The 26,860-nt window shown below is 41.1% G+C and carries 22 protein-coding genes and 2 tRNA genes; 8 read left to right on the forward strand and 16 right to left on the reverse strand.

Annotated features, from left to right (window positions below):
- Positions 1 to 417: 417 nt before the first annotated feature.
- From QZ738_RS13545 to QZ738_RS13575, 7 genes are all read right to left on the reverse strand, one after another.
- Positions 418 to 1,899, reverse strand: coding sequence for a peptide MFS transporter (locus QZ738_RS13545; protein ID WP_293788294.1), 1,482 nt, complete (start codon positions 1,897 to 1,899; stop codon positions 418 to 420).
- A 63-nt stretch (positions 1,900 to 1,962) separates the two neighbouring features.
- Positions 1,963 to 3,558, reverse strand: a complete 1,596-nt coding sequence (locus tag QZ738_RS13550; protein ID WP_293788295.1) for a peptide MFS transporter — start codon at positions 3,556 to 3,558, stop codon at positions 1,963 to 1,965.
- 136 nt (positions 3,559 to 3,694) lie between these two features.
- A complete protein-coding gene (locus QZ738_RS13555; RefSeq protein WP_293788296.1) occupies positions 3,695 to 4,591 on the reverse strand; it encodes a hypothetical protein in 897 nt (298 codons plus the stop codon).
- A 30-nt stretch (positions 4,592 to 4,621) separates the two neighbouring features.
- The gene (locus QZ738_RS13560; RefSeq protein ID WP_293788297.1) at positions 4,622 to 5,797 is read right to left on the reverse strand and encodes an acetyl-CoA C-acyltransferase; all 1,176 of its coding nucleotides are present in this window, start codon (positions 5,795 to 5,797) and stop codon (positions 4,622 to 4,624) included.
- Between the two features lie 963 nt (positions 5,798 to 6,760).
- Positions 6,761 to 6,928 (reverse strand): Arc family DNA binding domain-containing protein, encoded by a 168-nt coding sequence (locus tag QZ738_RS13565; protein ID WP_293788298.1) that lies wholly within the window; start codon positions 6,926 to 6,928, stop codon positions 6,761 to 6,763.
- Between the two features lie 2 nt (positions 6,929 to 6,930).
- Positions 6,931 to 7,452, reverse strand: coding sequence for a hypothetical protein (locus QZ738_RS13570; RefSeq protein WP_293788299.1), 522 nt, complete (start codon positions 7,450 to 7,452; stop codon positions 6,931 to 6,933).
- A 4-nt stretch (positions 7,453 to 7,456) separates the two neighbouring features.
- Positions 7,457 to 8,314: an SPFH domain-containing protein gene (locus QZ738_RS13575; protein ID WP_293788300.1), complete on the reverse strand. Its 858-nt coding sequence runs from the start codon at positions 8,312 to 8,314 to the stop codon at positions 7,457 to 7,459.
- A gap of 190 nt (positions 8,315 to 8,504) precedes the next feature.
- On the opposite strand from QZ738_RS13575, the gene QZ738_RS13580 reads away from it, so the two are divergent.
- The 8 genes from QZ738_RS13580 (at position 8,505) to QZ738_RS13615 (ending at position 17,800) form a co-directional block, all read left to right on the forward strand.
- A complete protein-coding gene (locus QZ738_RS13580) occupies positions 8,505 to 10,511 on the forward strand; it encodes an HDIG domain-containing metalloprotein (protein WP_293788320.1) in 2,007 nt (668 codons plus the stop codon).
- Between the two features lie 82 nt (positions 10,512 to 10,593).
- Positions 10,594 to 10,680: transfer RNA gene (locus tag QZ738_RS13585), tRNA-Ser, on the forward strand.
- 103 nt (positions 10,681 to 10,783) lie between these two features.
- Positions 10,784 to 10,857: transfer RNA gene (locus QZ738_RS13590), tRNA-Pro, on the forward strand.
- A 188-nt stretch (positions 10,858 to 11,045) separates the two neighbouring features.
- Positions 11,046 to 13,304, forward strand: coding sequence for a GH92 family glycosyl hydrolase (locus QZ738_RS13595; protein ID WP_293788301.1), 2,259 nt, complete (start codon positions 11,046 to 11,048; stop codon positions 13,302 to 13,304).
- Positions 13,305 to 13,558: 254 nt separating this feature from the next.
- Positions 13,559 to 13,750 carry a hypothetical protein gene (locus QZ738_RS13600; protein ID WP_293788302.1) on the forward strand — a complete coding sequence of 64 codons (192 nt, stop codon included), beginning with the start codon at positions 13,559 to 13,561 and terminating at the stop codon, positions 13,748 to 13,750.
- A gap of 68 nt (positions 13,751 to 13,818) precedes the next feature.
- Positions 13,819 to 14,889, forward strand: coding sequence for a membrane dipeptidase (locus QZ738_RS13605; protein ID WP_293788303.1), 1,071 nt, complete (start codon positions 13,819 to 13,821; stop codon positions 14,887 to 14,889).
- Positions 14,890 to 14,900: 11 nt separating this feature from the next.
- The gene (locus tag QZ738_RS13610) at positions 14,901 to 17,294 is read left to right on the forward strand and encodes a glycoside hydrolase family 3 N-terminal domain-containing protein (RefSeq protein ID WP_293788304.1); all 2,394 of its coding nucleotides are present in this window, start codon (positions 14,901 to 14,903) and stop codon (positions 17,292 to 17,294) included.
- A 95-nt stretch (positions 17,295 to 17,389) separates the two neighbouring features.
- Positions 17,390 to 17,800 carry a VOC family protein gene (locus QZ738_RS13615; RefSeq protein ID WP_293788305.1) on the forward strand — a complete coding sequence of 137 codons (411 nt, stop codon included), beginning with the start codon at positions 17,390 to 17,392 and terminating at the stop codon, positions 17,798 to 17,800.
- A gap of 101 nt (positions 17,801 to 17,901) precedes the next feature.
- Here the strand turns inward: QZ738_RS13615 and QZ738_RS13620 are convergent, their stop codons facing one another.
- The 9 genes from QZ738_RS13620 to QZ738_RS13660 form a co-directional block, all read right to left on the reverse strand.
- Positions 17,902 to 18,207, reverse strand: a complete 306-nt coding sequence (locus QZ738_RS13620; protein ID WP_293788306.1) for a hypothetical protein — start codon at positions 18,205 to 18,207, stop codon at positions 17,902 to 17,904.
- Positions 18,208 to 18,285: 78 nt separating this feature from the next.
- Positions 18,286 to 18,726, reverse strand: coding sequence for an Hsp20/alpha crystallin family protein (locus QZ738_RS13625; RefSeq protein ID WP_293788307.1), 441 nt, complete (start codon positions 18,724 to 18,726; stop codon positions 18,286 to 18,288).
- A 151-nt stretch (positions 18,727 to 18,877) separates the two neighbouring features.
- Entirely contained in the window at positions 18,878 to 19,213 is a 336-nt protein-coding gene (locus QZ738_RS13630; RefSeq protein ID WP_293788308.1) for a hypothetical protein, read from the reverse strand.
- A 255-nt stretch (positions 19,214 to 19,468) separates the two neighbouring features.
- The gene (locus QZ738_RS13635; RefSeq protein WP_293788309.1) at positions 19,469 to 20,023 is read right to left on the reverse strand and encodes a hypothetical protein; all 555 of its coding nucleotides are present in this window, start codon (positions 20,021 to 20,023) and stop codon (positions 19,469 to 19,471) included.
- Between the two features lie 42 nt (positions 20,024 to 20,065).
- Positions 20,066 to 20,335 (reverse strand): hypothetical protein, encoded by a 270-nt coding sequence (locus QZ738_RS13640; RefSeq protein ID WP_293788310.1) that lies wholly within the window; start codon positions 20,333 to 20,335, stop codon positions 20,066 to 20,068.
- Between the two features lie 401 nt (positions 20,336 to 20,736).
- A complete protein-coding gene (locus tag QZ738_RS13645) occupies positions 20,737 to 22,947 on the reverse strand; it encodes an alpha-N-acetylglucosaminidase (RefSeq protein WP_293788311.1) in 2,211 nt (736 codons plus the stop codon).
- Between the two features lies 1 nt (position 22,948).
- Positions 22,949 to 24,175 carry a DUF5009 domain-containing protein gene (locus QZ738_RS13650; RefSeq protein ID WP_293788312.1) on the reverse strand — a complete coding sequence of 409 codons (1,227 nt, stop codon included), beginning with the start codon at positions 24,173 to 24,175 and terminating at the stop codon, positions 22,949 to 22,951.
- Positions 24,176 to 24,182: 7 nt separating this feature from the next.
- The gene (locus QZ738_RS13655) at positions 24,183 to 25,163 is read right to left on the reverse strand and encodes a tartrate-resistant acid phosphatase type 5 family protein (RefSeq protein WP_293788313.1); all 981 of its coding nucleotides are present in this window, start codon (positions 25,161 to 25,163) and stop codon (positions 24,183 to 24,185) included.
- A 92-nt stretch (positions 25,164 to 25,255) separates the two neighbouring features.
- Entirely contained in the window at positions 25,256 to 26,854 is a 1,599-nt protein-coding gene (locus QZ738_RS13660; protein WP_293788314.1) for a RagB/SusD family nutrient uptake outer membrane protein, read from the reverse strand.
- Positions 26,855 to 26,860: the final 6 nt, after the last annotated feature.

Consider the following 26,860-nt stretch of genomic DNA (forward strand, 5'->3'; position numbering starts at 1 on the left):
ATTTAATATGAAACCTTTATGAATTTTCATGAATTCGGGATGATTCGTCATCCTGAACTTGTTTCAGGATCTTTTTAGAAACAATACTTAATGCTGGTCCGGATTTGTAATCCGGATCGTTGTTTCAGCAGCTTGCAAGGATTAAAAATTCCAAGCTCTTAACACTGGATTGCAAAATCCCGACTAGCTTTAAGTTTACATCATTCTGTTTAGCTTTTGTATTTACTTCTGGTATTACAGCACAACCCCTTTTATCTAAACCCGATCGGTGTGTAAAGCCCGGAGCCTGAAGAATAAGGGCGAGGACTTGAAACAAAGAGCGGGAATGCAGGCCGCCAGGAGCGGATGTCCTTTCATTTCCAAATCTTACTAAAATGCTTCCTTATAACAATCTCAATCTAAGCGTAGCCGAAACTTTTACCTCACCTCCTGCATCAGCTTTTTAACCAGCTGCGAAAAAATAATCAAGGCCAAACCCGCAATGAGCGAATATAACGCCAATGCTTTATAACCTTCGGTATAGGCCATCAGTTTGGTTGTTAACGAAGCATTATCGATACTCGACATTTCTGCACCGAGTTTACCGGCAGCCAATTGCCCGAAAGCGCTTGATAAAAACCAAAGACCCATCATCATGCCGAACATTTTTTTTGGTGATAGTTTGGTGATGATTGACATCCCGATCGGACCCAAACAAAGTTCGCCTAGCGTGAGCAATAAATAGGCAAAGGTAAATACATTTAATGAGCTGATGCCCTGAGTATTGGCAAAGAACCTGGTGGCATAAAAAACATAAAAACTCAAAGCCAACAGGAGAAAACCCAATCCGAATTTAACTACCGTATTGGGTTCAATTTTGCGTTTGTACAAGCCGAGCCATAAAATGCCCACAATCGGACTAAAAACGATCACAAAAAAGGAGTTAACGCTATTGTTCACCACATTCGGATCGATGTTAAAGAAGAGGATTTTATGATCCAGATTATCTTTTGCAAATAAAGATAGCGAACCGCCGCTTTGCTCAGATATCGCCATAAAAATGAAGTAACAGAAAATAAAAACAAAGGCGGCCAGTAATTTATACTGCGCTTTTTTATCTTTTATTTTAAAGGTTTCATACAAGAAATAAACCATGGCGATAATGCCGATCGTATACATGAAATAATCGGTAAAGTCGGTATTTTTTACCATGATGTAAATTAACGGAATACACAATATAGAACCTGCGTAAACCGCTATTTCATATAGCTGCTGTTTTGATTTTTTAAGGTGCAGCAATGGAGAACTGCCGATTGGCCCGAGGTATTTTTTTGTAAAAATGAATGTACCTAAACCGAACATCATCACCAATGCGGCCGATAAGAAGCATAAATGCCAATTGTAATATTTACCTAGGTAAATACACATGGCACCGCCCAGTAAGCCACCTACATTAATACCGGCATAAAAAAGGCCGTAGCCTGCGTCTCTGCGATTGTCTGTCTCGTGATATAATTCGCCTACCATTGATGAAACATTGGGTTTGAAGAAACCAGTCCCGATAATGGATAAGGTAATGCCTACATAAAACAGATCATGTGGTGAGAAAGCCAGGATCAGGTTGCCGATAATCATTAAAGTGCCGCCCCAGAACAGTGATTTTTTAAAGCCTAAAATCTTATCGGCAAAAATGCCACCAATAAAGGTAAACGCATAAACAAAGGCCTGTATCGCGCCATACTGCAGATTAGATTTTTGGTCGCTTAAACCCAGTTGCTCTACCATAAAGAAAGCCAATACGCCGCGCATTCCATAAAAGCAGAAACGCTCCCACATTTCAACCAATGATAAATGCCAGAGCTGTTTTGGGTATTTACCTTCAAAATTTTGAATTTCCTCTATTGTAACTGTTTTTTCCATTAAATAGGTTTAAAAATGAAAAGCCCGATGAAGATCGGGCTTTTGGGTAAAAGTCTTTTTTGATTAGTGGACACCGTGCATCCATTTGCGTAACAACGGACTAATCGCAAACATGATAAAGCCCGCTACAATAGGGATGATGGTGAATATTAAAAAGAAAGTGGAAATCGAATAAGTAGAACTGATTTTATCGATCAGCGATCCGGTAGCTCCTGCAAGATAGTTACCAATAGCGGTACAGGTGAAAAATACACCAAACATTAAACCGACTAAATTAGCCGGAGCCAGTTTACTTACATATGATAAGCCAACCGGAGAAATGCAAAGCTCGCCAACAGTGTGAAAAAAATAAGCGAAAACAAGCCAGAATAAACTTACTTCTGCTGAAGTAGCTCCCCGCGGAATTGCCGAGCCTCCATAAGCCAGCCCAGCAAAGCCAATACCTACAAAGATAAGTCCAAATCCGAATTTTACCGGACCACTAGGGTTAAATTTGGTTTCCCATATCTTTGAAACAATTGGAGCCAATGATACGATAAAAAATGAATTAAGTACACTGAACCATGATGCAGGCACTTCGGTGCTCACAGAACCCAGTTCCCGGTCAACTTTCCAGATGGCTAATACCCAAATAATAGCGAAGCTTAATAAAGTAAATAAAATGGTTGCCGGATATTTTTTAAAGATTTTTCTGGCTAAAGAGAACAATACGAAAGTTACGGCTACCAGCGGGAATATAGTAAGAATACTGTCTACCCATTTAAAAGTTGTTGCTGCGCTGCCAGTTAAATTTCTGAGCGTATAATCTTTCGCAAAAATAGTCATCGAACCACCTGCCTGTTCAAATACCATCCAGAAGAAAATGGTGAAAATAGATAAGATAGCGATAACCCATAAACGCTGGTTTCTCACTTTTCTCGGAATTTCTTCTACTGTTGGATCTGCTTTTTCAACTGCTTTGGTTTTATCTACAGAGGCGCCTATTACACCAAAAATTTTCTGACCAAAATAGAACTGCAGCATACCGAAAAGCATAAAAACACCGGCCAGACCGAAACCGTAGTGCCAGCCTACTTTTTCGCCAATATAACCGCACATTAACATTCCGATGAAGGCACCAGAATTAATACCCATGTAGAAAATGGCATAGGCACTATCTTTTTTATCGCTGATAGGAGGGTAAAGTTTACCTACAATAGAAGAAATGTTTGGTTTAAAAAAGCCGTTACCTACAATCAATAGTAGTAAACCTAAATAGAAAAAGTTGTTGCTAAAGCCTTCAAGCGCCATGGCTGCATGGCCGAGGGTCATAATAAATGCACCGATGATGACCGCTTTCCTATAGCCTGTAAATCTATCGGCAATTAAACCACCCAGTATGGGTGTAAAATATACCAAACCGGTATAAATGGCATAAAGCTGTAAGGCTTCGGGCCGGGGCCAGCCCCAGCCGTTTTTGCTCAGATCGCTAATCAGGAAAAGAACCAAAATGGCCCGCATGCCGTAATAACTGAATCTTTCCCACATTTCGGTAAAAAAGAGTACAAACAGGCCTACAGGATGGCTAAATAATTTTTCAGGAGAAACTCCTTGACTGGTTAAGTGGAGGTTTAGTTCCTTATCATGATCAATACTAATGGTTTCATTAGATGTTTGCATAAAACATTTGTTGGTTTTGGTTTATGAATTCAGAATTTGTGTGTTGTTTAAGCTAGTTAGCAGGGCGCAATATAGTGAGCGATTGGCAAACTCACAAATTTTTAAGCCAGGAGCATGGTAAATGATTTGTTAAAAATCAAAACTTCCTGGTAGGTTTAATGTTTTTCTTTGGGTCTGCATAAAGCGCATCATTTGCGTTTGGATCATTATTAAGCGTAATATCTTCCTGGAGTTTTAATCGTCCGCCTATAATTTTGAAGCCATCGAAAGTACCGTCTGATCCATAATATTCAAATTTCCCTTTAATTTCCGGATCAAATGAAGCCAAATGGTCAAATATGATCATGCCTGCTTTCAGATCTGTTTTCAAAGTCATGGCATTCGATTTGGCATACTCAAATATTACCCTGTTTTTTCCTTTTAGTTCTTTGCCATCAAAAACAGGAGCTCCAAAGGTGAGCTTCTCCTGATCAAAAGAAAGAATATCGATTACCTTTTTAGTGGTCAATTGTGTATTACCTTTCCAGCCCAGAAGGACATAATAAGGCAATCGGCTTCCACTGGTAACCGGAATAATTTCATAATACCTCGCGCCGAACCATTTCTGATTATTGGTAATCACATTAGGGTCGCTAAAATGATCAGTCTGATCAATTAAAGGATAAAGTTTCAGCTGGCCACTTTTGGTATTCATCTGCACGGCCCCATAATAGCGGTAGGTACCATTTTCGAGCAGTACATACCAGCTTAAAATCCTGAAAGCCTGATCGGGTGATTGAATTACCGATACATTTTTTAGCGAATCAAAAGGGTAAGAAAAAGAATTAGGCATTTTTAAAGCCTCCACTAATGTTTTTACAAAAATACCGTTGATCTCTAATTTTTGCGCATCGGCCTGCGCAGCAACAACTCTTGCCGATATTTTGATCAGTGTATCCTGAAAAACATTTAATGTACCTGGTCTTTGTTGTGCCCTTAAGCCCAGGCTTAGCGTTCCAAAGACGAAAAGAATATAAAACCGGATAACTTTCATATCATAAAATGCACAAAAACGACCTAAAGATTATAGTTTTCCAATAACAATAGCACTTGCGCCGCCACCACCGTTACAGATTCCGGCCACACCAATTTTACCGTTATTTTGCGCCAATACCGAAAGTAAGGTCACTACAATCCGGGCTCCAGATGCCCCAAGCGGGTGACCTAAGGAAACAGCGCCACCATTCACATTAACCTGGTTATCATTTAATTCCAATAGCTGGTTATTGGCAATGGAAACCACCGAAAAAGCTTCGTTGATTTCGAAATAATCTACGTCTTTTATATCAATATTGGCTTTGTGCAAAGCTAAGGGAATAGCCTTTGAAGGTGCCGTGGTAAACCATTCTGGTGCTTGTTGTGCATCGGCATAACCCAAAATTTTAGCCAAAGGCGTTAAACCCAGTTCCTTTGCCTTGTCAGCGCTCATTAAAACCAATGCTGCAGCACCATCGTTTAATGTAGAGGCATTTGCTGCGGTTACCGTTCCGTCTTTTTTAAAAACCGGTTTCAATGAAGGTATTTTATCAAATTTAACCGCTGTGGGTTCTTCATCAGCCTCGATCAAGGTTACCGCTCCTTTGCGGTCTTTAACTTCAATGGCTACAATTTCATCGGTAAATTTACCTGAACTTTGTGCAGCTTGCGCCCGTTTGTACGATTCGATGGCAAAGTCATCCTGCGCCTCGCGACCGATTTGGCATTCAGTAGCGCAAAGCTCGGCTGCAGATCCCATGTGGTAATCATTGTATACATCCCAAAGACCATCTTTTACCAGGCCGTCTGTAACTTGCCCATGGCCTAAGCGATAGCCGTTTCTTGCCTTATCCAGGTAGTAGGGAACATTACTCATGCTTTCCATGCCGCCTGCTATAATGATTTCGTTATCGCCGCCTGCAATACTTTGTGAGGCCAGCATAATGGCTTTGGTGCCCGAAGCACATACTTTATTGATCGTGGTGGAAGGTAAATCTGGTAAACCGGCAAATTTTGCAGCTTGTGTAGCCGGCGCCTGCCCTAAATTGGCCGACAGTACATTGCCCATGTATATTTCCTGAACCTGTTCCGGTTTTAATCCGGCTTTTTCAATAGCGGCTTTAATGGCAAAGCCACCAAGCTGCGTAGCAGAAAATTGAGCCAGCGAGCCTCCAAAACTGCCAATAGGTGTTCTTACAGCTGATACAATTACAACTTCTTTCATGTATGATAAATTTTATGAATTTTTGGTTAGGCTGCTAAGTTAGTCAAACCTTGCAGGTTTCCAAAGTCTGTATAGGTTAAAATAACGTTTAGAAAGTGGTTTTAGCGCTTTAGAAACATACCAGGATTTAGAGGTTATGTGATGTTGATTTAATCAGGGGCTGTCTTTCTGGCACCGGTTCACTCTGTAGTCCTGCTGTTCGCTTTAGCCCTCATACTTCGGGGCTGCCGCTGTCATCAGGTTTATTTGCCTGGGTTAATGCTGCTTAGGGTTTCTGAATTCCAGGACCAGTTTACTCACCTCCTTATCAGAGAGTGAGTGCCCGCAGAGTGGGGTGGTTGATATGTTTAGCTATATTGATGCTTTGTCTGCTCTTGATGTGGTGGCGTTGGTTTAATCAATTAAGTTTTTTGGAAATGAACGTTTAGTGCTTTTCGCACAGTGTAGTCTTGCTGTTCGCTGTAGTCCCGACGTGAAGTCGGGAGCTGCCGCTGCCACCAGGTTTATTTACCTGGGCTGGTGCTGCTTAGGTTTCTGAATTCCAGGACCAATTTACTCACCTTCTTATCAGGGAGGGGGTGTCCGCAGAGCGGGGTGGTTGATATGTTTAGCTATATTGATGCTTTGTCTGCTCTTAATGTGGTGGCGTTGGTTTAATCAATTAAGTTTTTTGGAAATGAACGTTTAGTGCTTTTCGCATAGTGTAGTCCTGCTGTTCGCTGTAGCCCTCATACTTCGGGGCTGCCGCTGCCATCAGGTTTATTTACCTGGGTTGGTGCTGCTTAGGGTTTCTGAATTCCAGGACCAGTTTACTGTGAAAAACTACCGTGCCTCCGCGGCATAGAGCGGGAGAAAAATATTATAATTAATTGTGGCCACACGGTAGGATTTTTTCATCGGGATTGGGAAACGCCCAAATCAGTTAGCAGTTTACAGTATTCAATTTCCAGCTAGCCTTCTAAGTTATTCCGCTTTCTTCTTTCCTTTCTTTCGCGATTTTAAAGCCTGCGTAAGCAAAAACTCAATATGCCCGTTCGTACTTCTGAATTCATCGGCGGCCCAGTTTTCAAGTTCTTTTAACAAAGCAGCATTAATTCTTAATACAAACGCTTTTTTATCTTTCTCCGCCATTCTTATTGTACTGCTTGTATATTATACCTCGTTTTTAAATTGATCAGAAACATTTCCATTTCATCGATCCTGTTTGAGCTGAAAAGCCGTTTTTGGCCGTTCTTGAGTTCCCGTCGCAAACCCTTGTCCTTATCGTTTAAGAGATACGCTCTGTCATCAAATTTAAACCAAAGTCGGTTTTTAACCCCATAACCACCATAATCACCAAAGGCATCATACTTTGTGATGTAAGCCTTGGCTATTTCGTCCCATTGAAGGTGTTTCAATTTTACTTTGAATGGAGAGTAACGGTAAAAAACGCCTTCGTTACTGACTCGCAATGTTAAAACAGTTTTCTGGAGAAGGAAAATAATGGCAAAAGGTAAAACTACGGCCCACAATGGCACGAAATAAACGGCTTTTAAGTCTGTAAAACTCATGCCGCCTTTGTCAAAAAGCACTATACTCAATACAATTATGGCATCGATACCTAATAGAAGGTATAGCCACCACAATTTTAAATGCTGTTTTTCCTCAAATTCCATTTGTTTAATTATATAAGGTACCCGTATTTACTACAGGTTGCACATGACGGTCGCCACAAAGCACAACCAGTAAATTACTCACCATAGCTGCTTTACGCTCTTCATCCAGGTCAACGATGCCCTTTTGCGATAATTTTTCCAACGCCATTTCTACCATACCCACCGCGCCTTCAACAATTAATTTACGGGCGGCAATCACCGCTGTAGCCTGTTGGCGCTGTAACATAGCGCTCGCAATTTCTGGTGCATAGGCTAAATGCGAAATCCTGGCCTCTAAAACTTCTATGCCCGCCCGTGATAAACGTTCGTTGAGCTCATTCTCCAAAAGTTCACTTACTTTTTCGGCACCATCTTTTAAGGTGATGCTGGCTTCGTCTCCTTCAGCATGGTCATATGGGAAAATGTTTGCCAGATGCCTTACAGCAGCTTCACTCTGGATGTTTACATATTGCATGTAATTTTCTACGGAGAAAACGGCTTTGGCAGTTTCGTTTACTTTCCAAACCACCACAGCCGCAATTTCGATCGGATTGCCCAGTTTGTCGTTCACTTTTAACTGCTGCCCGTTTAAATTATTTGCTTTTAACGATACCCGTCTTTTTGCCGTTAAAGGGTTTACCCAGAAAAAGCCGTCTGCTTTCACCGTACCCAGATATTTTCCGAACAGCGTGAGTACCATCGACTGGTTGGGATTGATAATTAAGAAACCCGGAAAGATTAAAAATACATCTATGGCTAATAAAACACCTCCCCAAAGAAAACTTTGCGAAGCAAAACAAAAGATAGAAGCGCCCAATAATGCTAAGCTCAATGCGAAAGTTAGATAGCCAGATGGCGGACTGATAATTTTTTCTTGATACATAATTGATATTAATTTGATATCATAAAGTAAAATATAAAATCGGTTAATTGCAAACAAAACACCTAAAATATATATTAGATAAAAATGTTATTTTTGACAATACAATAAAGACATCGTTTTGGCCAAGATCAAGAGAAATTCCCACAAGATCCTTTACCGGAAGTATTCATCAAACCTGAAGTATGTGATGATGATATTTACCGTTTTCATTATTACACTATTCCTGCCTAAACAGCCCCGGTTTAGGTATGAGTTTGAAAAAAATGCAGTATGGAAAAACAAGGATCTGATTGCGCCTTTCAGTTTTGCAATTTTAAAAACAAATCCACAGGTCAATGCAGATAAAAAAAACGCTTTAAAAGATATCTTACCGGTTTATCAGCTGGATAGGAGCATTACAACCAATGCTTTGGAAGAGTTTGTCAACGAATTTGATGTAAAATGGAAATCGAAACAACTTAGCGAGAAAGACCGCGACACGTATAAAGGTGCCGCTTACAAATTGCTGCAGCGTATTTATCAAAAAGGGATTATTGGTCTGAATGTGAAACACCAGGCCGGTGGTAAAAACTATGATTTTTCGCTGATTGAAAATAATGTGGCACAGGAGAAAAATACACAGGATGTTTTTACGGCCGAATCGGCCCTGATTTTTTTTAAGGATAATTTTAAGGCCCCCAACCAGGTAATGGGCGATCTGGTTGCCAACCTTGCTATTGATCATATCACTCCAAATATTGTGTTTGATGAACGGCTGACGCAAACCATACAGGATAATACGGTGAACAATATCTCTACTACTAAAGGGATGGTGCAAAAAGGCGAGCTTATAGTTGCTAAGAATGATGTGATTGATGAAGAAATTTATCAAAAACTGGAATCTTATAAGGCTACCTATGATGCGCAAACCAAAACCATTGGCAGCAGGGCACTGGTTTACCTGGGGCAGGTGGTATTGGTTGGTTTTATTATCACGATATTAATGTCGTTCCTTTTTCTATTCCGCAAGGATATTTTTGCCGATAACCGTCAGCTTTCACTGATCCTCATTGTCACTACGGGAATGCTGTTAGCTTTAACCTGGGCCATCAAGATGGAGATCCCGAGTTTGTATTACATTCCTTTTTGCGTGGTGCCTATCATCATCAGGATCTTGTTTGATACCCGTTTGGCACTTTACCTTCATATGCTGGTGATTTTAATTGCCGGGTTCTTTGTGGCCAATAGTTTCGAATTTGTGTTTTATCAGGTTACAGCGGGTATGGTGGCCATATTCAGTATTAAAAATTTTGTGAAGCGTGAGCGGTTTCTGGTTTCGGCATTACTGATCCTGCTGGCCTATTTTGTTTCTTTTGTGGGGATTGCCTTACTCCGTGAAGGTTCTTTTCGCGAAATTGAATGGGTAAATTTTGTCCCTTTTGTTTTTAGCGTATTATTATCGCTCCTGGCGTATCCGTTAATTTACCTGTTCGAGCGTATTTTCGGCATCACTTCGGATGTAGCGTTGATTGAGCTGACCAATACCAATAATAAACTGTTAAGGGAACTGGCTTTTAAAGCGCCTGGAACCTTTCAGCACTCGTTGCAGGTGGCTAACCTCGCTGAAGCGGCAATATTTAAAATTGGCGGTAATTCTGTGCTGGTTAGGGCAGGGGCCTTATATCACGATATTGGCAAGGTAGACAATCCGCAGTATTTTATCGAAAACCAGAATACGGCCGTGAGTCCGCATGATAAATTGCCTTACGAGCAAAGTGCGCAGATTATTATTCAGCATGTGCACAAAGGGATTGAAATTTTGAGAAAGAACCAGATTCCTGAAGCCATCATCGATTTTATCAGAACACACCATGGAAATACCCGGGTCGATTATTTTTATCAATCTTTTTTGAAGAATACACCTGAAAAATTTGTCGACGAAAATATTTTTCGCTATCCCGGACCCATACCTTTTAGCAAAGAAACCGGGGTGTTAATGCTTGCCGATTCGGTAGAGGCAGCATCAAGAAGTCTGAAAAATCCCGATGCACAGAACATAAATGACATTGTGGAACGTATTATTAACTATAAATTGGAGCAAAATCAGTTAGATGACTGTGATTTGACGTTAAAAGATATTGAGACTATCAAATTGATATTCAAGACAATGCTCATGAGTATCTATCATGTGCGGATAGATTATCAACAAAATTTGTAATTTTTTTTTGTTCGATAACTTGTTTTACTATATTTGCAGACCTCAAAACAACGCCGGTAGGGCGGAAGAAAGGAGGTTTAAAGGTGAGGTGCCTGAGAGGCCGAAAGGAACAGTTTGCTAAACTGTCGTACTGGTAACGGTACCGCGGGTTCGAATCCCGCCCTCACCGCTGAAATAAAAAAATGTTGGTAAATAAATGGAAAAACCCAATAAAATCCATATCTTTGCCATCCCTTAGAAATAAGGTTAACAAAAAGATCGATACCAAAGTTCGGGATGTAGCGTAGCCCGGTATCGCGCCACATTTGGGATGTGGAGGTCGTAGGTTCGAATCCTGCCATCCCGACATAAAAAACAATAAGCCTTTAGATCGTGAGATTTAAAGGCTTTTTTGTATTGAGGGTAATTTGCACAGTGCCGGTTACCGGGGAGTATTCTCGCTTACAAAAAATAAAGAAGTAGTTATTTTATAATTGAAATCTGTTATTTTAGGCAATTCTGAAAACGCCCCGGATCCTGATCATAATTGTAAAGATGCTAAAGAAAATATTTATCCTGTATATTACTGGTTTGATGATATCATCCACAGTGTATGCACAGAAAAAATCCTTAACAAGTTACGTAAACCCTTTTATTGGCTCTGAAGATCATGGCCATGTTTTTGTTGGAGCAAATGTACCCTTTGGCGCAGTACAGCTTGGTCCTTCGCAAATTGGCCGTAGCTGGGATAAATTTAACGGTTGGGACTGGTGTTCCGGTTATAATTACCTAAGTGAGGAAATTCTGGGATTTACCCATACACACTTAAGCGGAACGGGTATAGGCGACCTGAACGACATTATGGTTGTACCGGCGAATGGAGCGCTACAACTGTATCCCATGAAGTTCAATAAGCCTGAAACCGGTTATGGTTCGCTGTTTAGCAAAAAAACAGAGGTATGCCACCCGGGCTATTACGCCGTTCACTTAGACAAATATAATGTAGACGCCAAACTTACAGCTACAGAACGTGTGGGTATTCACCAATATCACTACAATAAAACAGACAATGCCCACCTTTTGATTGATCTTGGATTTTCCATGAACTGGGATAGACCTGTGAAAACTTTTATTAAAAAGGTAAACGACTCGACCTATACGGGCTATAGGTTCTCTAAAGGATGGGCCAGCGATCAGCGCCTGTATTTTGCCTTGAGAACCTCACAGCCAATTATTAAATCTGCTTTTTATGCGGATAGTACACTTCAGCAATCACAGCAGGTAGAGGGTATACATTCCAAAGTGGCCTTGTTCTTCGACGCCGCTAAAAATCCTGACCTGACGGTAAAAGTTGCCTTATCGCCCGTAAGCGAGGGGAATGCACTTGCCAATATGAAGGCAGAGGCAGCGTCAGGCAGTTTCAGCAAATACCGCCAACAGTCAGATCGGGCTTGGGAAAAGATCCTTTCTAAAATTATGGTATCGGATAAAAGCGAGCGGAATAAAGAGATCTTTTATACTGCACTTTTCCATATGTATTACGGACCCACCTTGTTTAACGATGCCAATGGCGATTACAGGGGAACGGATAAGAAAGTTTATCAGCGGGCACCGTTCCGTAACCTGACAACGATGTCGATCTGGGACATTTACCGCGGATGGAGCCCGTTTATGACTATTGTGCAGCCCGATTTAATTAAAGACATTGTAAAATCGATGCTGGCGATCCACCAGCAACAGGGCAGGCTTCCGGTTTGGCCTTTGGTGGGCAGTGAAACCGACTGTATGGTTGGTAATCCTGCCATCATTATCCTGGCTGATGCTTTTGGGAAAGGTCTGATCGAGGAGGCTCAGAAAGAAAAAATCTATCAGGCGATGAAACATACAGCCACGCGCGATTCAATGGGTCTTCAATACCTGAATAAACTGACCTATATCCCTTCTGACAAGATGCACGAATCGGTAGCCTGGGCGATGGAATATGCCATTGCTGATGCAGGCATTGCAAAAGTGGCGCGTTTATTGAAAAAGCAGGATGATGCGGTATATTTTACCAAAAGAAGCCAGCTATACAAACTGTATTTCGACAAGGCTACAGGTTTTTTCAACGGTCGTTTGGCCGATGGTTCATTCAAACACCCACTTGATCCCGTATATGCTAAACCCGAAACTTCCGATTTTACCGAAGGCAATGCCTGGCAGTATTTGTTTTTCGTACCACAAGATGTACATAGTCTGGTGACGCTTTTAGGGGGGGAGGCCAGTTTTAAAAAACGCCTGGATAATTTGTTTACCATGTCTTCCAGGCAACATGAAAGTGCTGCGCCGGATATTTCAGGGTTAATCGGACAATATGCTCACGGCAATGAACCGAGTCATCATATTACTTATCTATATAACTACATTGGGCAGCCATCCAGAACCGCTGAGCTTATTCGTGAAGTAATGGAAAAATTTTACACCACAAAGCCTGATGGTTTGAGTGGAAATGAAGATGTAGGGCAGATGAGTGCCTGGTATGCCTTTAGCGCCCTTGGGATGTATGCGGTTAATCCTCTGGAGGGGAAGTATGTGTTTGGTTCGCCGTTGTTTCAAAGTGCAAAAATCAATCTCGGCAATCAAAAAACTTTTGAGATCATTTCGGTCCATAACAGCATTCAAAACAAGTATATCCAGAAAGTGGAACTGAATGGAAAACCTTATCCTTATTCCTATATTCTGCATAAAGACGTGTTGAGCGGTGGTAAGCTCGTATTTTATATGGGGGCTAAGCCCGGCACTGTGTATGGGAAGGGTACAAAAGCGAGGCCATAATTTATTGATGTATCTCCTTTAACGGTAAAGATGCGTAGAATATCATGATATTCTGATTGTAATTTCCAAAATTGATATGATTTGGCCTGTGTAATTCTATATGTTTCATCGAAACGTCTGCCTTTGGATACTCGGGATAAGTATCCAAAGCTGAAATGATAAAAAGCAAACATTCAATCCAGTAAATGAACTTATTTATCAATAAATTCCTTTCGTAGCTTAATTTTACTAAGTTAGTAAAACGAATAATCCTTATGCCGTTAAAAAAGGTTCAAGTTAATGAAGCCACTACGTCCGAATGGAATGCCTTTAAAGGAGGGGATTGGAACGCTTACAGACAATTGTACAACACCCATTTAAAGGCACTTAATAATTACGGGCACGAATTCACCAGGGATGTGAGCCTGATCGAGGATGCGGTACACGATTTATTTGTGAATTTATAGGCCAGGCGGGCGCAACTAGGTAATCCCGTATTTCCCGAAAAAGAAAAATAACCATTTAATAATTCAGCATGTTTACGATAGACGCCCATTTGGATTTAAGCATGAACGCCCTGGAATGGAACCGTGATTTAACGAAGGAGGTTTCAGCCATCAATCAGCGTGAAGCAGGATTAACCGACAAACCGGACCGTGCTCTGGCAACTGTGTCGCTACCAGAGCTGCGTAAAGGAAATATTGGTTTGGTAGTGGCCACACAAATTGCGAGATACGTGGCGCCTGATAATCAATTGCCTGGCTGGCATTCGCCTGAACAGGCCTGGGCACAAACCCAGGGGCAGCTGGCCTGGTATAAAGCTATGGAAGATGCCGGTGAAATGTTTCAGGTTCATAACCTCGAAACAATGGAAAAACACGTCACCTTATGGCAAAATGATCAGCCATCGGGTGAAAAGCCTGTCGGTTATATCCTCAGTCTGGAAGGTGCAGATTCATTTGTTACGCCACAACATCTCGAACGGGCATGGCACAACGGTTTACGGGCGGTTGGCCCTGCGCATTATGGTCCGGGCCGCTATGCACAGGGAACGGATGCGACAGGTAAAATGACTGCATTAGGGCATCAATTGTTAAAGGAAATGGAGCGGTTAAAAGTCATTCTAGACGCTACGCATTTATGTGATGATAGTTTTTGGGATGCCCTGGGCCGTTTCAACGGACACATCTGGGCTTCGCACAATAATTGTCGCAGTTTGGTAAACCATAACAGACAGTATAGCGATGAGCAGATTAAGGCGCTTATTGAGCGCGGCGCCGTTATCGGGGCAGCATTAGATGCCTGGATGATGGTGCCTAACTGGCAACGTGGAGTTTCGCAACCTAAGGCGATGAATTGCAAACTTGAAGTGATGATTGATCATATTGACCACATTTGTCAGCTTGCAGGCAATGCATTACATGTGGGGATTGGTTCAGATCTGGATGGTGCCTTCGGCAAAGAACAGTGTCCTTACGATCTCGAAACCATTGCTGATTTACAGAAAGTACCTGATTTATTTATAAAAAGGGGCTATACCGATACGGATGTCGAAAACCTGATGCACGGAAACTGGTTACGTTTTCTGAGAAAGGCCTGGGCATAATTTGAATAGATATGAATAAAAAAATACAAATGGCCTTAGGCCTGCTTTTAACATTTTTAAATTTATGTACTGCAGCTTTTGCACAAAACAAAAGCACAACTCCGTTATATAAAAATGCTAAAGCACCTATAGAAAATCGAATCAAGGATTTGCTTTCGCGGATGACGGTGGAGGAAAAAGTAGGGCAGATTTCCATGCCATTGGGCTGGCCTATGTACAACAAAAGCGGTAACGAGGTTGAGGTAAGTGAGGCCTTTAAGAAATCACTAAAGGAATCTTATACCGGCATGTTGTGGGCCACACTCCGCGCTGATCCCTGGACGAAAAAGACCCTGGCAAATGGGTTAAATCCTGAAATGGCCGCGAAGGCGACGAATGCCATCCAGAAGTATGCGATCGAAAATACGCGTTTGGGGATCCCGGTATTGCTTTCTGAAGAAGCACCGCATGGACATATGGCTATCGGTACTACTGTTTTTCCAACTTCAATAGGGCAGAGCAGTACATTTAATCCGGAGTTGATTGAGCGGATGGCTAAAGCAATTGCCGAAGAAACCCGCGTGCAGGGCGGACATGTTGGTTATGGCCCGGTGCTAGACCTCGCGCGCGAACCCAGGTGGTCGAGAGTGGAAGAAACCTACGGAGAGGACCATGTACTGATCAGCAGAATGGGCGAAGCAATGGTGAAAGGTTTACAGGGAAAATCGATTAATAGTGGTGTAAATGTAGTGGCCACCCTGAAACATCTGGCTGCCTATGGTGCACCGGAGGGCGGACATAACGGAAGCAGTATTAACCTGGGACTGCGCACTTTGCATCAGTTTTACCTTCCACAGTTTAAAGCTGCAGTTAAAGCCGGGGTTTTATCGGTGATGACTTCATACAATTCTATTGATGGCATTCCCTGCTCATCAAATGAAATGTTGCTTAAAGATGTACTGATTAAAGATTGGGGTTTTAAGGGCTTTGTGGTTTCTGATCTGAACAGCATTTCGGGATTGAAATCGAACCATCGCGTTGCCGAAACAGCGGCAGATGCAGCTGCATTGGCTATTAATGCTGGTTTAGATGCCGATTTGAGTGGGGTAGGTTACGGAAAGGCTTTGCTTGATGCAATTAATCAAGGAAAAGTTTCTGCAAAGGTACTGGATACCGCCGTGAGCAGGGTGCTGCGGATAAAGTTTCGGATGGGTTTATTCGAAAACCCTTATGTTGATCCACAGGTGGCTAAGCAAAAAGTGAGAAATGCAGAAAAAGTTGACCTGGCACGTGAGGTGGCCCGGGAATCTGTTATTTTATTGAAAAATCAGAACCAGTTGCTTCCACTAAGTAAAAAACTGAAAAGTATTGCCGTTATAGGCCCAAATGCCGATAATGTTTACAACCAGTTAGGTGATTACACGGCGCCTCAGGCAGCAGGTAATGTCATCACGGTTTTACAGGGGATTAAAAACAAACTCGGCGAAACAACCAGGATCAATTATGTAAAAGGTTGTGCCATCCGCGATACGCTTTCGAGCGAGATTGATGACGCAGTTACGGCAGCCAAAAAATCTGATGCGGTGATAATCGTGTTAGGTGGCTCGAGCGCCCGTGATTTTAAAACGGAGTATATTGAAACGGGTGCGGCTAAAGTGAATGCAAAAGCAGAAATTCTTAGCGATATGGAAAGCGGTGAAGGATATGATAGAGCAACACTTGATTTGATGGGCGACCAGATGAAGTTGCTAAAGGCAGTAATGAAAACAGGGAAACCCGTTGTACTGGTGTTGATTAAGGGAAGGCCTTTAAATTTAAACTGGGCTGCAGAAAATGTTCCGGCTATGCTGGATGCCTGGTACCCGGGACAGGAAGGTGGTAACGCAATTGCTGATGTGCTCTTTGGAGATTATAACCCTGCAGGAAGGTTGAGCATTTCAGTTCCTAAATCTGTTGGCCAGTTGCCCGTTTACTATAATGCAAGTTATCCGGAAAAGCATGATTATATAGAAATGGATGCTAAGCCTTTATACCCTTTCGGGTATGGGTTAAGTTATACCACCTTTGCTTACCAGAATCTTCAGGTAGAGTCTCGTCCCGGTCAAAAAACAGTAACGGTTAAAATAGACTTGAAAAATACAGGGACAACAGATGGTGAGGAAGTGGTACAGCTTTATCTGCGGCATCAAAAATCATCGGTGGTAATGCCGGTTAAACAACTCATCAAGTTTAAAAGGGTGGTCTTGAAAGCGGGAGAACAAAAAAACATCACTTTTAGTATAGCGCCATCAGATCTTGAAATTTATAACCAGAAGATGCAATGGCAAGTAGAACCAGGAACTTATCATTTAATGGTGGGTAGTTCATCAGAAGATATTAAACTTGAAAAGGATTTCGTGGTATATCAATCGGGTATATTTCGTTAGGGGTATTCGGAAATCCTGAAAAAAATATAACCTCTGACAAACCGTTGTCAGCAGGCTCCCGGAAATTTGTCTAAAATAAATTAAAAAGACAAGTTATGAATCTCCTTTCAATCAGAATCATTACCAATGATGTAAGTAAATTATTGGAATTTTATGAGCAAATCACTCAACTAAAAGGTGTTCGTTATACGGAAGACTTTGCAGAACTTCAAACGGCAAATGCAACGCTCGCCATTGGGAGCACCAGAACTTTACAGTTTTTTGGCGGGAAGGAAGTTGCCAAAGCAGCCGAAAACCACTCGGCCATCATCGAATTCATTACAGATGATGTAGACCGGATCTACCGGGAGCAATCCGCTTTTCTGGCCTCCTATTTATTGCAGGAACCAAAAAACATGCCTTGGGGGAACCGTTCGCTTCTGTTCCGTGATCCCGATGGAAATCTGGTCAATTTTTTTACTCCGGTTAGCACCGATGCAATCCAAAAATTTGAGGGTAAGATTTAAGACCAGTAAAATCACTTAAAGTAATTGTGTAAAAGCACGCTTTAAATATGTATTAGAAGGGGATAGGGCACGATCTGATCCCCTTTTCCCAAAAATATTAATTATTCAGCATCAATATTTCCATTCTCCAAATGGGCAATACGGAATATTTCTTTCGAAACAATCGCAATGTTTTCTTTTAGTTGATCCAGGTTACAATTTTTAGTGCCAATGAGAATGGGCAGTTCCATGATTTCTTCCATAAATTCCATTTTTAATGAACATCCTGGTGCATCTTCTGCGCTGCCTTTTAACTGGGAGAAAATTTGGTCGGCTTCTTTTTTATCTTTGCCAAGCGACAATCTTCCATAGGTAATTTTACCAGCCGGGCCTTGAAGGCTGATGTAAATGGTGAAACGGGTTTCCATAATTAAACTGTTATTTCTTCAAATGGATATTGGTACTTGCTCAAATAAAAAGTGCCGCGTTTCGCGGCACTTGAAAAGTTATTGTATTTCGATCTGTCTGGAAACCGCTTTGGCTTCTTCCTTTTTAGGAATGTTAAGATGAAGTATTCCATCTGTATAAGAGGCCTGGATCCTTTCAGCATCAGCACTTTCTGGAAGGGTAAATGCTCTGGTAAATGCCGAATAACTGTATTCCCTTCTGTTATAGGTTTTGCCTTCGTTATTGTTTTCGGTATGCTGTTGGGTAGAAATGTTCAGCATATCCTTTTCAATGGATACTTTGAAATCATCTTTTTTTAGTCCCGGTGCAGCCAGTTCAATGTGGTATTCCTCATTCGTTTCGGAAATATTAACTGCTGGCACGCTGCTTAAGCGACGATCGGTGAAAAAAGTATCACCTAACACGGATTCGAAGATATCATTAAAGCCTGGCAATAATGAACTGTTCTTTTTTTCTGGATTGAATTTAACCAATGTCATAGTTTTTTCTCCTTTTAATGTTTTACTAATAAATGGACTATAAATCAATTAATTTATCACTTCAACCTTTTTAAAGGTTACGTTTACTGTATATCAAGTGCTGTGCCAAGGCCATTTTGAATAATATGAGACTGTTTTCACTGCAAAATTTTCATAAAAAATGAAAATTTTGCAGTGCAAATGCTGAAATTTTTTCAGTTAACAGGCACTCATTAGGGGCTCTTTTTCCAGGAATGGTGATGTGTTCATCTGCTGCTACAAAATATTCTAAATCTTGCAATCCGTTTTTTACCGTTTCCAGTTTTCCGGGAGAGATTGTAAATTTTAGCTTTGTGTCTATTTTCTGTGTTCCGTCGGTAGTAACCCTTACTCTCGCTTGACTGCTATGGTGGCCTTGTAGTGCAAATGTAATTTTACCGCTGCTTCTTCTGATACCATGCATCGGTGCATCACAGAATATTAAAAACGATTCTGATCTGAAAAACAAAAAATGGTTAGCAGGACTTTAATTTATCTGCAAAGAATGGAAATACTGTATCCAATTCTTTGGGATGATATGCTATAAAACAAGGTGAGTGAAGCAATGGTTTTAATCTTCATCTCCATTGCTACCTTAGGTGATGTAGTTTCAGGCAATGATTACTTCAGATTGATGTAACCTTAAATTTAACTGAAAAAGTTCCTAATCTTTTTTTGAAATATCCATTAAACCCTTAATTAGTCATTGCATCCTAAATAAGATTTACTGTATACGTTCGAAATAGATGATATGATGATCGAAGATGCCCTGATAAGGATTCCCTTCCGCCCGGAAACCATTGGCTAAAAGAAATCGCTGACTGGTAGGCGTAGCAGATGTAGAAAAAATAATGCCCTGGTGATTACTGATTTTTTTAAGCAACAACCCTTTTAAGGCACTGCTAATTCCTTTTTTACGAACCGACTCAAGCGTAAACGAATGACCGATTTCTAAAAAGGGTTTTTCTATTTCGCTCGTAATCCCTGCTTTTTTATGCACCTCTTGTAGGTAAGATAACGTAGGTCTTTTGATGGCCGAAATGCCAACCAATTTTTTGTTATAATAGCAAAATGCGAGAAATGCTGCATTAAAAATCTTTGCAGGAAGGTCGATTTTCGAAACTTTATTTCCTCTTTTTAATAATAAATAGAAGTGATGGAGCTCGAGCATCGAACAATCGTAAGGCCTTTTGATTTCAAAATGGCAGTTGATGAGAAAATTCAATTGATCATGAGGGTCCCGGTAAAATACCAGGCCGGTAGCAATATTTTGGTTCATCAGATAAGTTTAGGTCAGTGTAAAAATGCCGGTTAAAGCAGCCTATCTGTTCTTGCTATTTAATGACGTGCGTAGAGGACCTGATAAGGCGAGCATTTCACAAACTTTATCGTTCCAATCAATCAATGCATCCTCTGGCGAGGTACCAATGCCCGAAACATCATGTTCTTCTTCGAAAGATAATACTGCGTAAAAGCAATCACCATCCTGATATACGGAGGGTTTAAACTGCATCACAAATGTGGGTAACCTATATCTGTTATAATCAAAATCTACCAGTTTCCCTGGGATCGTTCGGACCTGCGGTTTCATAGCCTAACGTTTTATTTAAACATTGTTGTTTACCAGTTTTTACGGATGGTAAACAAGCGTAGCTGTAAGTTAGATAAGCCATGTTTCCTTAAGGTTAGCAGGTTATTGTTTATTTGTTAAATATCGGTTATATGATGGCCAATAAAGATAAATTTTCTGCCGTATTAATCTTTTTACTACAAATATCGTCGAACCAATATGGTACCCACAATGAAGCTCGAAAAGAAAAAATCAAATCCATCAGATAAAACCGATGATGAGCCGAATAAAAGCATTCCGGTAAGCATGATTGTTTTTATCCTTTTGCTTAGTGCCTTATTAACGATCTTGATATTATGCAGATCCTGATAAAGCCTGGCTCATTTTGAATATAGTTACCAATAACATTCTAATCGCTGAAATTACTGATGCGCCAGCGCTATGGTTTTACGGTATTTCTGATACATTTTAAGCGATAAATTTACAGGGTTACCAATGGTTTGTGTTGGATAGTCTTTCCGCTGGTTTACCCATTTCCATTCCCATTTGCTCACCTCATCGTTAAACTTAGTGATGTTGAGTTCAGTTTTATCCGAAATAGATTGTTCCATTCGGCTAAAAAACATTTCCCATCGTGGTTTATAAAAATCACTCATCAATCCGCTCCACTGTCTACATGCATATTCGTGTAATGGATTTTTGGCATCGCCCCACAAAGTAATTAGATCCTTTGCATTCATTTCGTACAAGGCTTTTTCCTGTTCGTTGGTTCCCTGGTTACGGGCATCATTTATCCATGGACCTAACATGAAATCTTTTCGCGTAGCCAACAATTTGTCCATGTCTTCAATCAAGGTGATAAACTTTTTGCGTGCAAGTTGAAAAGCATTTAGATTTTTACTCCGGTAGGCTTCCACAACTTCCCTTTGTAAGGGAAGTGCGTAATTGGCCAGTACCTGTCTGGTCACATCAACAAGGTCATATTGGTAACCATCACTTTGCTTGCAAACTGCTGCTGCATTAATCAGTTCATCCCAGGCGGGCAATAAATCACGTTCGTTATAGTTTAAGGTTGTTCTGGCCCAGCGGGTCATGGAATCAAGTGTCGGCCGGCCCTGTATAATAGACTCGGCCCCATCACGCACATATTTATCTGCGGGTACACTATAAACGGTTTTTCGAAGTATTTTCCAGGCTTTTAACGCATTTGCATTTTTTTTGCCATAGCGGTTAAAAACATATTGGGGTAACCATGTTTCAAGGTCAATTGGTGTGCTGCGCCAAACATTTTCCATCATCAACTCGTACATGACCGGATTTTGTTCTATGCCTTCCATAGTCAAACCGATACCGTGCATTTTGCCACTTTTAGGGTCTTTTAAGGCCTGTGCAGGAGCTGTGGCGACCACATCTATTCTTCCAAATAAATTGGTGTTCCCACCAAAGTTGTTCAGCATATTCCAAATCCATGGCTTTCCATAAAAACCTTCCGTGCGTTTCCAAACCGGTTCAATTTCTGTAGCTAAATCCAACAAAATCATCTTATCATTTGGAACAGCCTTTAACAGGGCTTCAGTTTGTGCCTCTTTCCAGAATTTTCTATCACTGTAAAATAACCAGCCCTGCATCACCCAAATGGCTTTAGGATCAGCTTGCGACATGCCATCATAAATCCTGGCACTTAACCTACTTAAAAATTCAGGCGCTGAAGATGGTGGTTCGTTTTCATTAAAGGTATCAGCAGAATACAGATGGTCTGTACCCAGCATTTCCGTTTGCTTCTGTAAAAACTTCTTCCCGATTTCGGCAAACATCGGGTCTTCCGAATCAAGTATGTAGGTATCTGCAAAACCATTGGTCCAGTTGGTCGCTTTCAGTTTTGCATTCGGAAATTTATTTTTAAATGCTGCGGGTACATGTCCCGTAAACGCCGGGAGTACGGGTTTCATGCCCAATGCCCGTTCACGGTTCAAAATTTTCTTTTGCAATTCGAAGTGGCTTTTCATCCAGCTTACCGGAAGCGGGCCGCCCCAGCCATCGATATTGCCCATCCAAAACCACGAGAAATAAGCAGGTCCGGTAAAAAAACCTTTCAATTCATCATCCGAAAAGCCCATTTCTTTGTATAGAAGGTACCAGGTATATTCTTCGCCGGTAATGGCAAGTGGCATGTTAATGCCATGTAAAGCCATCCAGTCTATTTCTTTCTCCCAACGCGCCCAATCCCACCAGCTCATGCTGTAGTTAAACGTACAATAATTAAGATAATATCGATATTCATACGGTGTTTCTTTTCTTATTTTTGTTTTTACCACGGGAAGCGTAGCAGGTAAATTTAAGTTAGTGCCATTCCAGGTAATCTGGCAATGCGCATACTCAGTTATATAATGATAAAAAGCCGACGCTATGGCGACACCATTGTTTCCTCTAAGAATGATTTTGTTATTTTTTGATTCGATCTCGAAGACATCTTTTCCCTTAACAGCAGGCAGGTTCTCTATTGCAAACGATCTTGCGTGTTTGGGTAATACCCGTTCTATGAGTTGGTTTGAAGTATTTAAAAAATCCTGAGCAAGTGCCTTGTTAACGAACAAGGAAACAAGTGCAACTGAAAAATATAATTTTAATTTCATATCAAATTTTTAAGAACCACTTTTTATCGTAGAAGAACTTTAATAAAAACAATTGAATCAATAATACCCCTGTCCATAAAGCGGCTTCATGCCATAGTGGGGGGATGAGTTTTATGAAACCACCAAACAAAAAAGCAGATGATGACTCGAAGTTGAAAAGTCCGTGTGCACAAACGTAAATCAAAATACTGTTTGTACCAAACCATACAAACGGAATACTCCACCTGGAATAAGAATATACATCAATAATGTAATAAAATACAGTGAACAATATGATACTCCAGCCTCCGGCAAACAAAACGAATGAGCTGGTCCACATGGTTTTATTAATCGGGAAGATGAAGCTCCATAACAAACCAAGTCCGATGCACAGCAATCCGCTGCTGAGCAACGCGATAACCTTTTGATTGGGTGTATAGGTAAATCTGGTTGATTTAATAAACGTTCCGGTGAAAATGCCGAGCATTGCCGAGCAAATCGCGGGGATTGTGCTCAATAGTCCTTCAGGATCGTAAATGGTACGATGAAGTTTACCGGGTAGAAACATTCTGTCGACATAAGCCGACAGGTTTCCGTCTGGCGTAAAAACGCCGGATCCGAAGCGGGGAACGGGCACAAATGCCATCAACAGGTAATATCCAATCAGGATGGCCACGAACCAGGAAATCATTCCCCGAAGCGAACAATTTAAATAGATAATGGCCGCGAAAAAAGTGGCTAAAGCGATCCGACCCAGTACACTGGCAAAACGTGTATTTTCATATCCGTTCCATTTTAATAATCCATTCACAATGAAGCCTAAAATGATCAGTATGATGGTTCGTTTGATTAGCGGAAAATATATTTTTAGTGATGAATGCTTGTTTTTTTCTCTTTCCGCAAAGTATTTCTGGTAGGAGTAAGGCATGGATACTCCGGAAATAAATATGAACAAAGGAAAAATCAGATCATAAAAAGTAAAACCATTCCACGGAGAATGATGCAGTTGATTGCTAATTCCAATAAAAAGTCTTTCCAAGAAGGATAAGCTATCACTGGTGGAGATAGTCCAGTCAATAGGGTTCCTTTTTAATGCATGCTTATTCATGATTCCGGTGGCAATGCCATGGAATATACCTTCGCCACTTACAATCCAGAACATGTCGAAACCCCGTAAAGCATCCAGCGAAATTAACCTTTTGGGCTTTTCTACCTTTTCGCCGGTATTTTCTGTTTTAATGGTGATCATTACAGGCTTACTTCTTGATTAAAGTTCGATATAGAACATTACCTTCCTCATTAATTACCTGTACGCGTAACTGGTCTTTGTTTACCGAAAATAACATGAAGCCATATTCTGAGGCGACCATCTCTGCTTCTGGTATTAGTTTAACAGGCGTTTTTTCTGAGGCTCCGCCGGAAATAAAATGATGGGTTTTACCTGCTGGTTTAAGATATTGTAAACTGTGTTCGTGGCCTGTTAAGTAAATATCAACACCGTATTTATCAAGTATCGGTTTTAATGTGCTTCTGATTGCTTTAGTGTCATAACCATCGGTACGGCTACCGCCGGTAAACATAGGGTGGTGACCCACTACAATTTTCCACTTAATGGAAGGATCTTGATCAGCAAGGGTTTTAACCAGCCACTTTTTTTGTCTGGTAGTATCTTGTCCCTTAACGTTTGGTCCGTACTCTGCGTTTTTATAAAATTCAGGGATCAGTGGATTGGTATCAATAAATGCGATCAATACCTGTTGATTTACATCGCCGTTAATGGCAATTTTTTTTGAATAATAACGGGCAGGCATTTTCCATCTTCTGCTAATTTTCGAATAGGCTACCTGTGCATCAGGATTGGATTTGTAATCATGGTTCCCTAAAACCACGTACCAGTCCCACTGTAACGAGAAATCGGTATAGATATCTTCAAAAGAGTACTTAAATGACGGATCTTGTGGGCTGATTACGCCGCTTGGGTAGAAATTATCGCCTGTAGAGATGATAAACTGTGCCTTTACATCAGCCGCCGTAATGCCCATTTGTTTGGCAACTGGTTTCTGGTGATCAGCGCCATTTCGGCCCCAATCGCCTAATGCTAGAAACTGCAATGCTCCAGGATCTTTGACTAGAGTTTTACCGGCCGCGACAGCTTCAGTTTGATTTTTAATAATGATTTGGGCATATATCGTATGAACATAGAGAAGCGGAATAAGGAAAAGTAGTCGTTTGATCATCGTTTCGAATATAGTTGCAAATAAAGACAATGAAGCGTTAAAATAAAAATTTCTCCAGACCACCAGTCTGGAGAAATTCAAATAATGCTAAATTAGTTATAGCCAGGGTTTTGTTTCAATTTTGGATTAAGAATCAGCGCCGAAGCTGGAATCGGCATAAGTCTGTGAAATGTCTGTGCATCCGTTTTAAAGCCCCATGTTCCTTCATATTTGCCAAAGCGGATCATATCGTTACGGTGCCAGCATTCCCATGAAAATTCTCTGCAACGCTCTTTGTATAAGTCTTCCAGCGTAACTGAGGTCCATGCAGGTGAGGTAGTACGCACTGCTCTTAACTGATTCACCAATGATAAGGCCGTTTGTCCCTGGGTAGGTGTAGCTCCGCGAAGAATTGCTTCGGCTTTCATCAATAAAATATCCGAATACCTGAAAACAGGTACGTCATTATTTTGGTTTCTGCTTGATGAGGTACTATCACAGTAAAACTTATTGTTTCTGTAGCCCATGTTCCAGGCAATTTCATCGTTTCCTGCGTCAAAAGGTCTGGATGCATCTCTCAAGGTAACGTTTGGCGTAATATCAACCTGATAAGTAAGTGCAGCTGAACCATCAGAACCTGCGTAAAACTGGTCGTATCCTTTCTTGGTTGTACTTACGGTAACAGGCGATCCATCATAATAAGTCTGCAATCCTTTTATCCACTGTGCATTTCTTTTATCGTTTGGATCGTTAAAATTAGCATAATATTCTGGCAAGGTACTCATTGGTGCACTTGGTGTGAATTTTAGGCTGTATTTTTTCTGCAACGAACGTGGTAAAGAGTAGCGCGAATAAATCATGGTACCATTGCTGAAACCTGGATCGAAAGGAATAGCGAAAATGAATTCCTTGATTTGTGGTCCGTTATCAATGAAAAACATCTTTCTGAAATCGCTTTCCAAACTATAAGGAGAGCCTGAGGCACCAATAATGGCATCACATGCGGCCACGGCATCGTTATAACGTTGGGTACCGGTATATACTTCAGCATTTAAGTACATCTTCGCCAAAATAGCATAGGCGGTATATTTATTTGGGCGGCCATAAGTTGCCGTTCCGGTAGCGCTGCTTAAGTTTGGCAATACTTCTTTAAGTTCTGCTTCTATAAAATTGAAAACTTCCAGGCGCGATTTGGTTTCAGGAGGGGTGGTCTGTCCGAAAGTGGTCACAATAGGAACGTTTCCCCATAAATCCATCATCATGAAGAATGCCAGGGCCCTGGTTGCCCTAACTTCGGCTACTGCCACTGTTTTTCCCGCAGATTCCGGCGCATCTTTCAATAAGAATAAACTTTGGTTGGCTTTACTGATCGTAGCAGATAACCATCCCCATCCACTGCTTACGTGACCGTTATCTTTTGTCCAGGTATGCTTGTGGTGATTTTCAAATACGCCACCATCATACCAGTTACCGCCACGGGCAGGCATAATCGCCTCATCTGTACTCAACGATTGCATAAAGAAATAATCCGTACTCCAGTTTTGACGGAGCTGTACATATACCTGACCCGTTAGCTGTATAAAGTGCTGGTCTGTTTGGGGAAATGTTTCCGGAGTTAGCTGTGTTTCCACTTTTAAATCCAGTTTATGGCAGGAAGTTAATACGCCTAGCGATAAAGCTGTTCCTGCAATATATTTGATAAGATTTTTCATCTTCTT

It is taken from the genome of uncultured Pedobacter sp. (assembly GCF_913776295.1).
GTDB lineage: Bacteria > Bacteroidota > Bacteroidia > Sphingobacteriales > Sphingobacteriaceae > Pedobacter.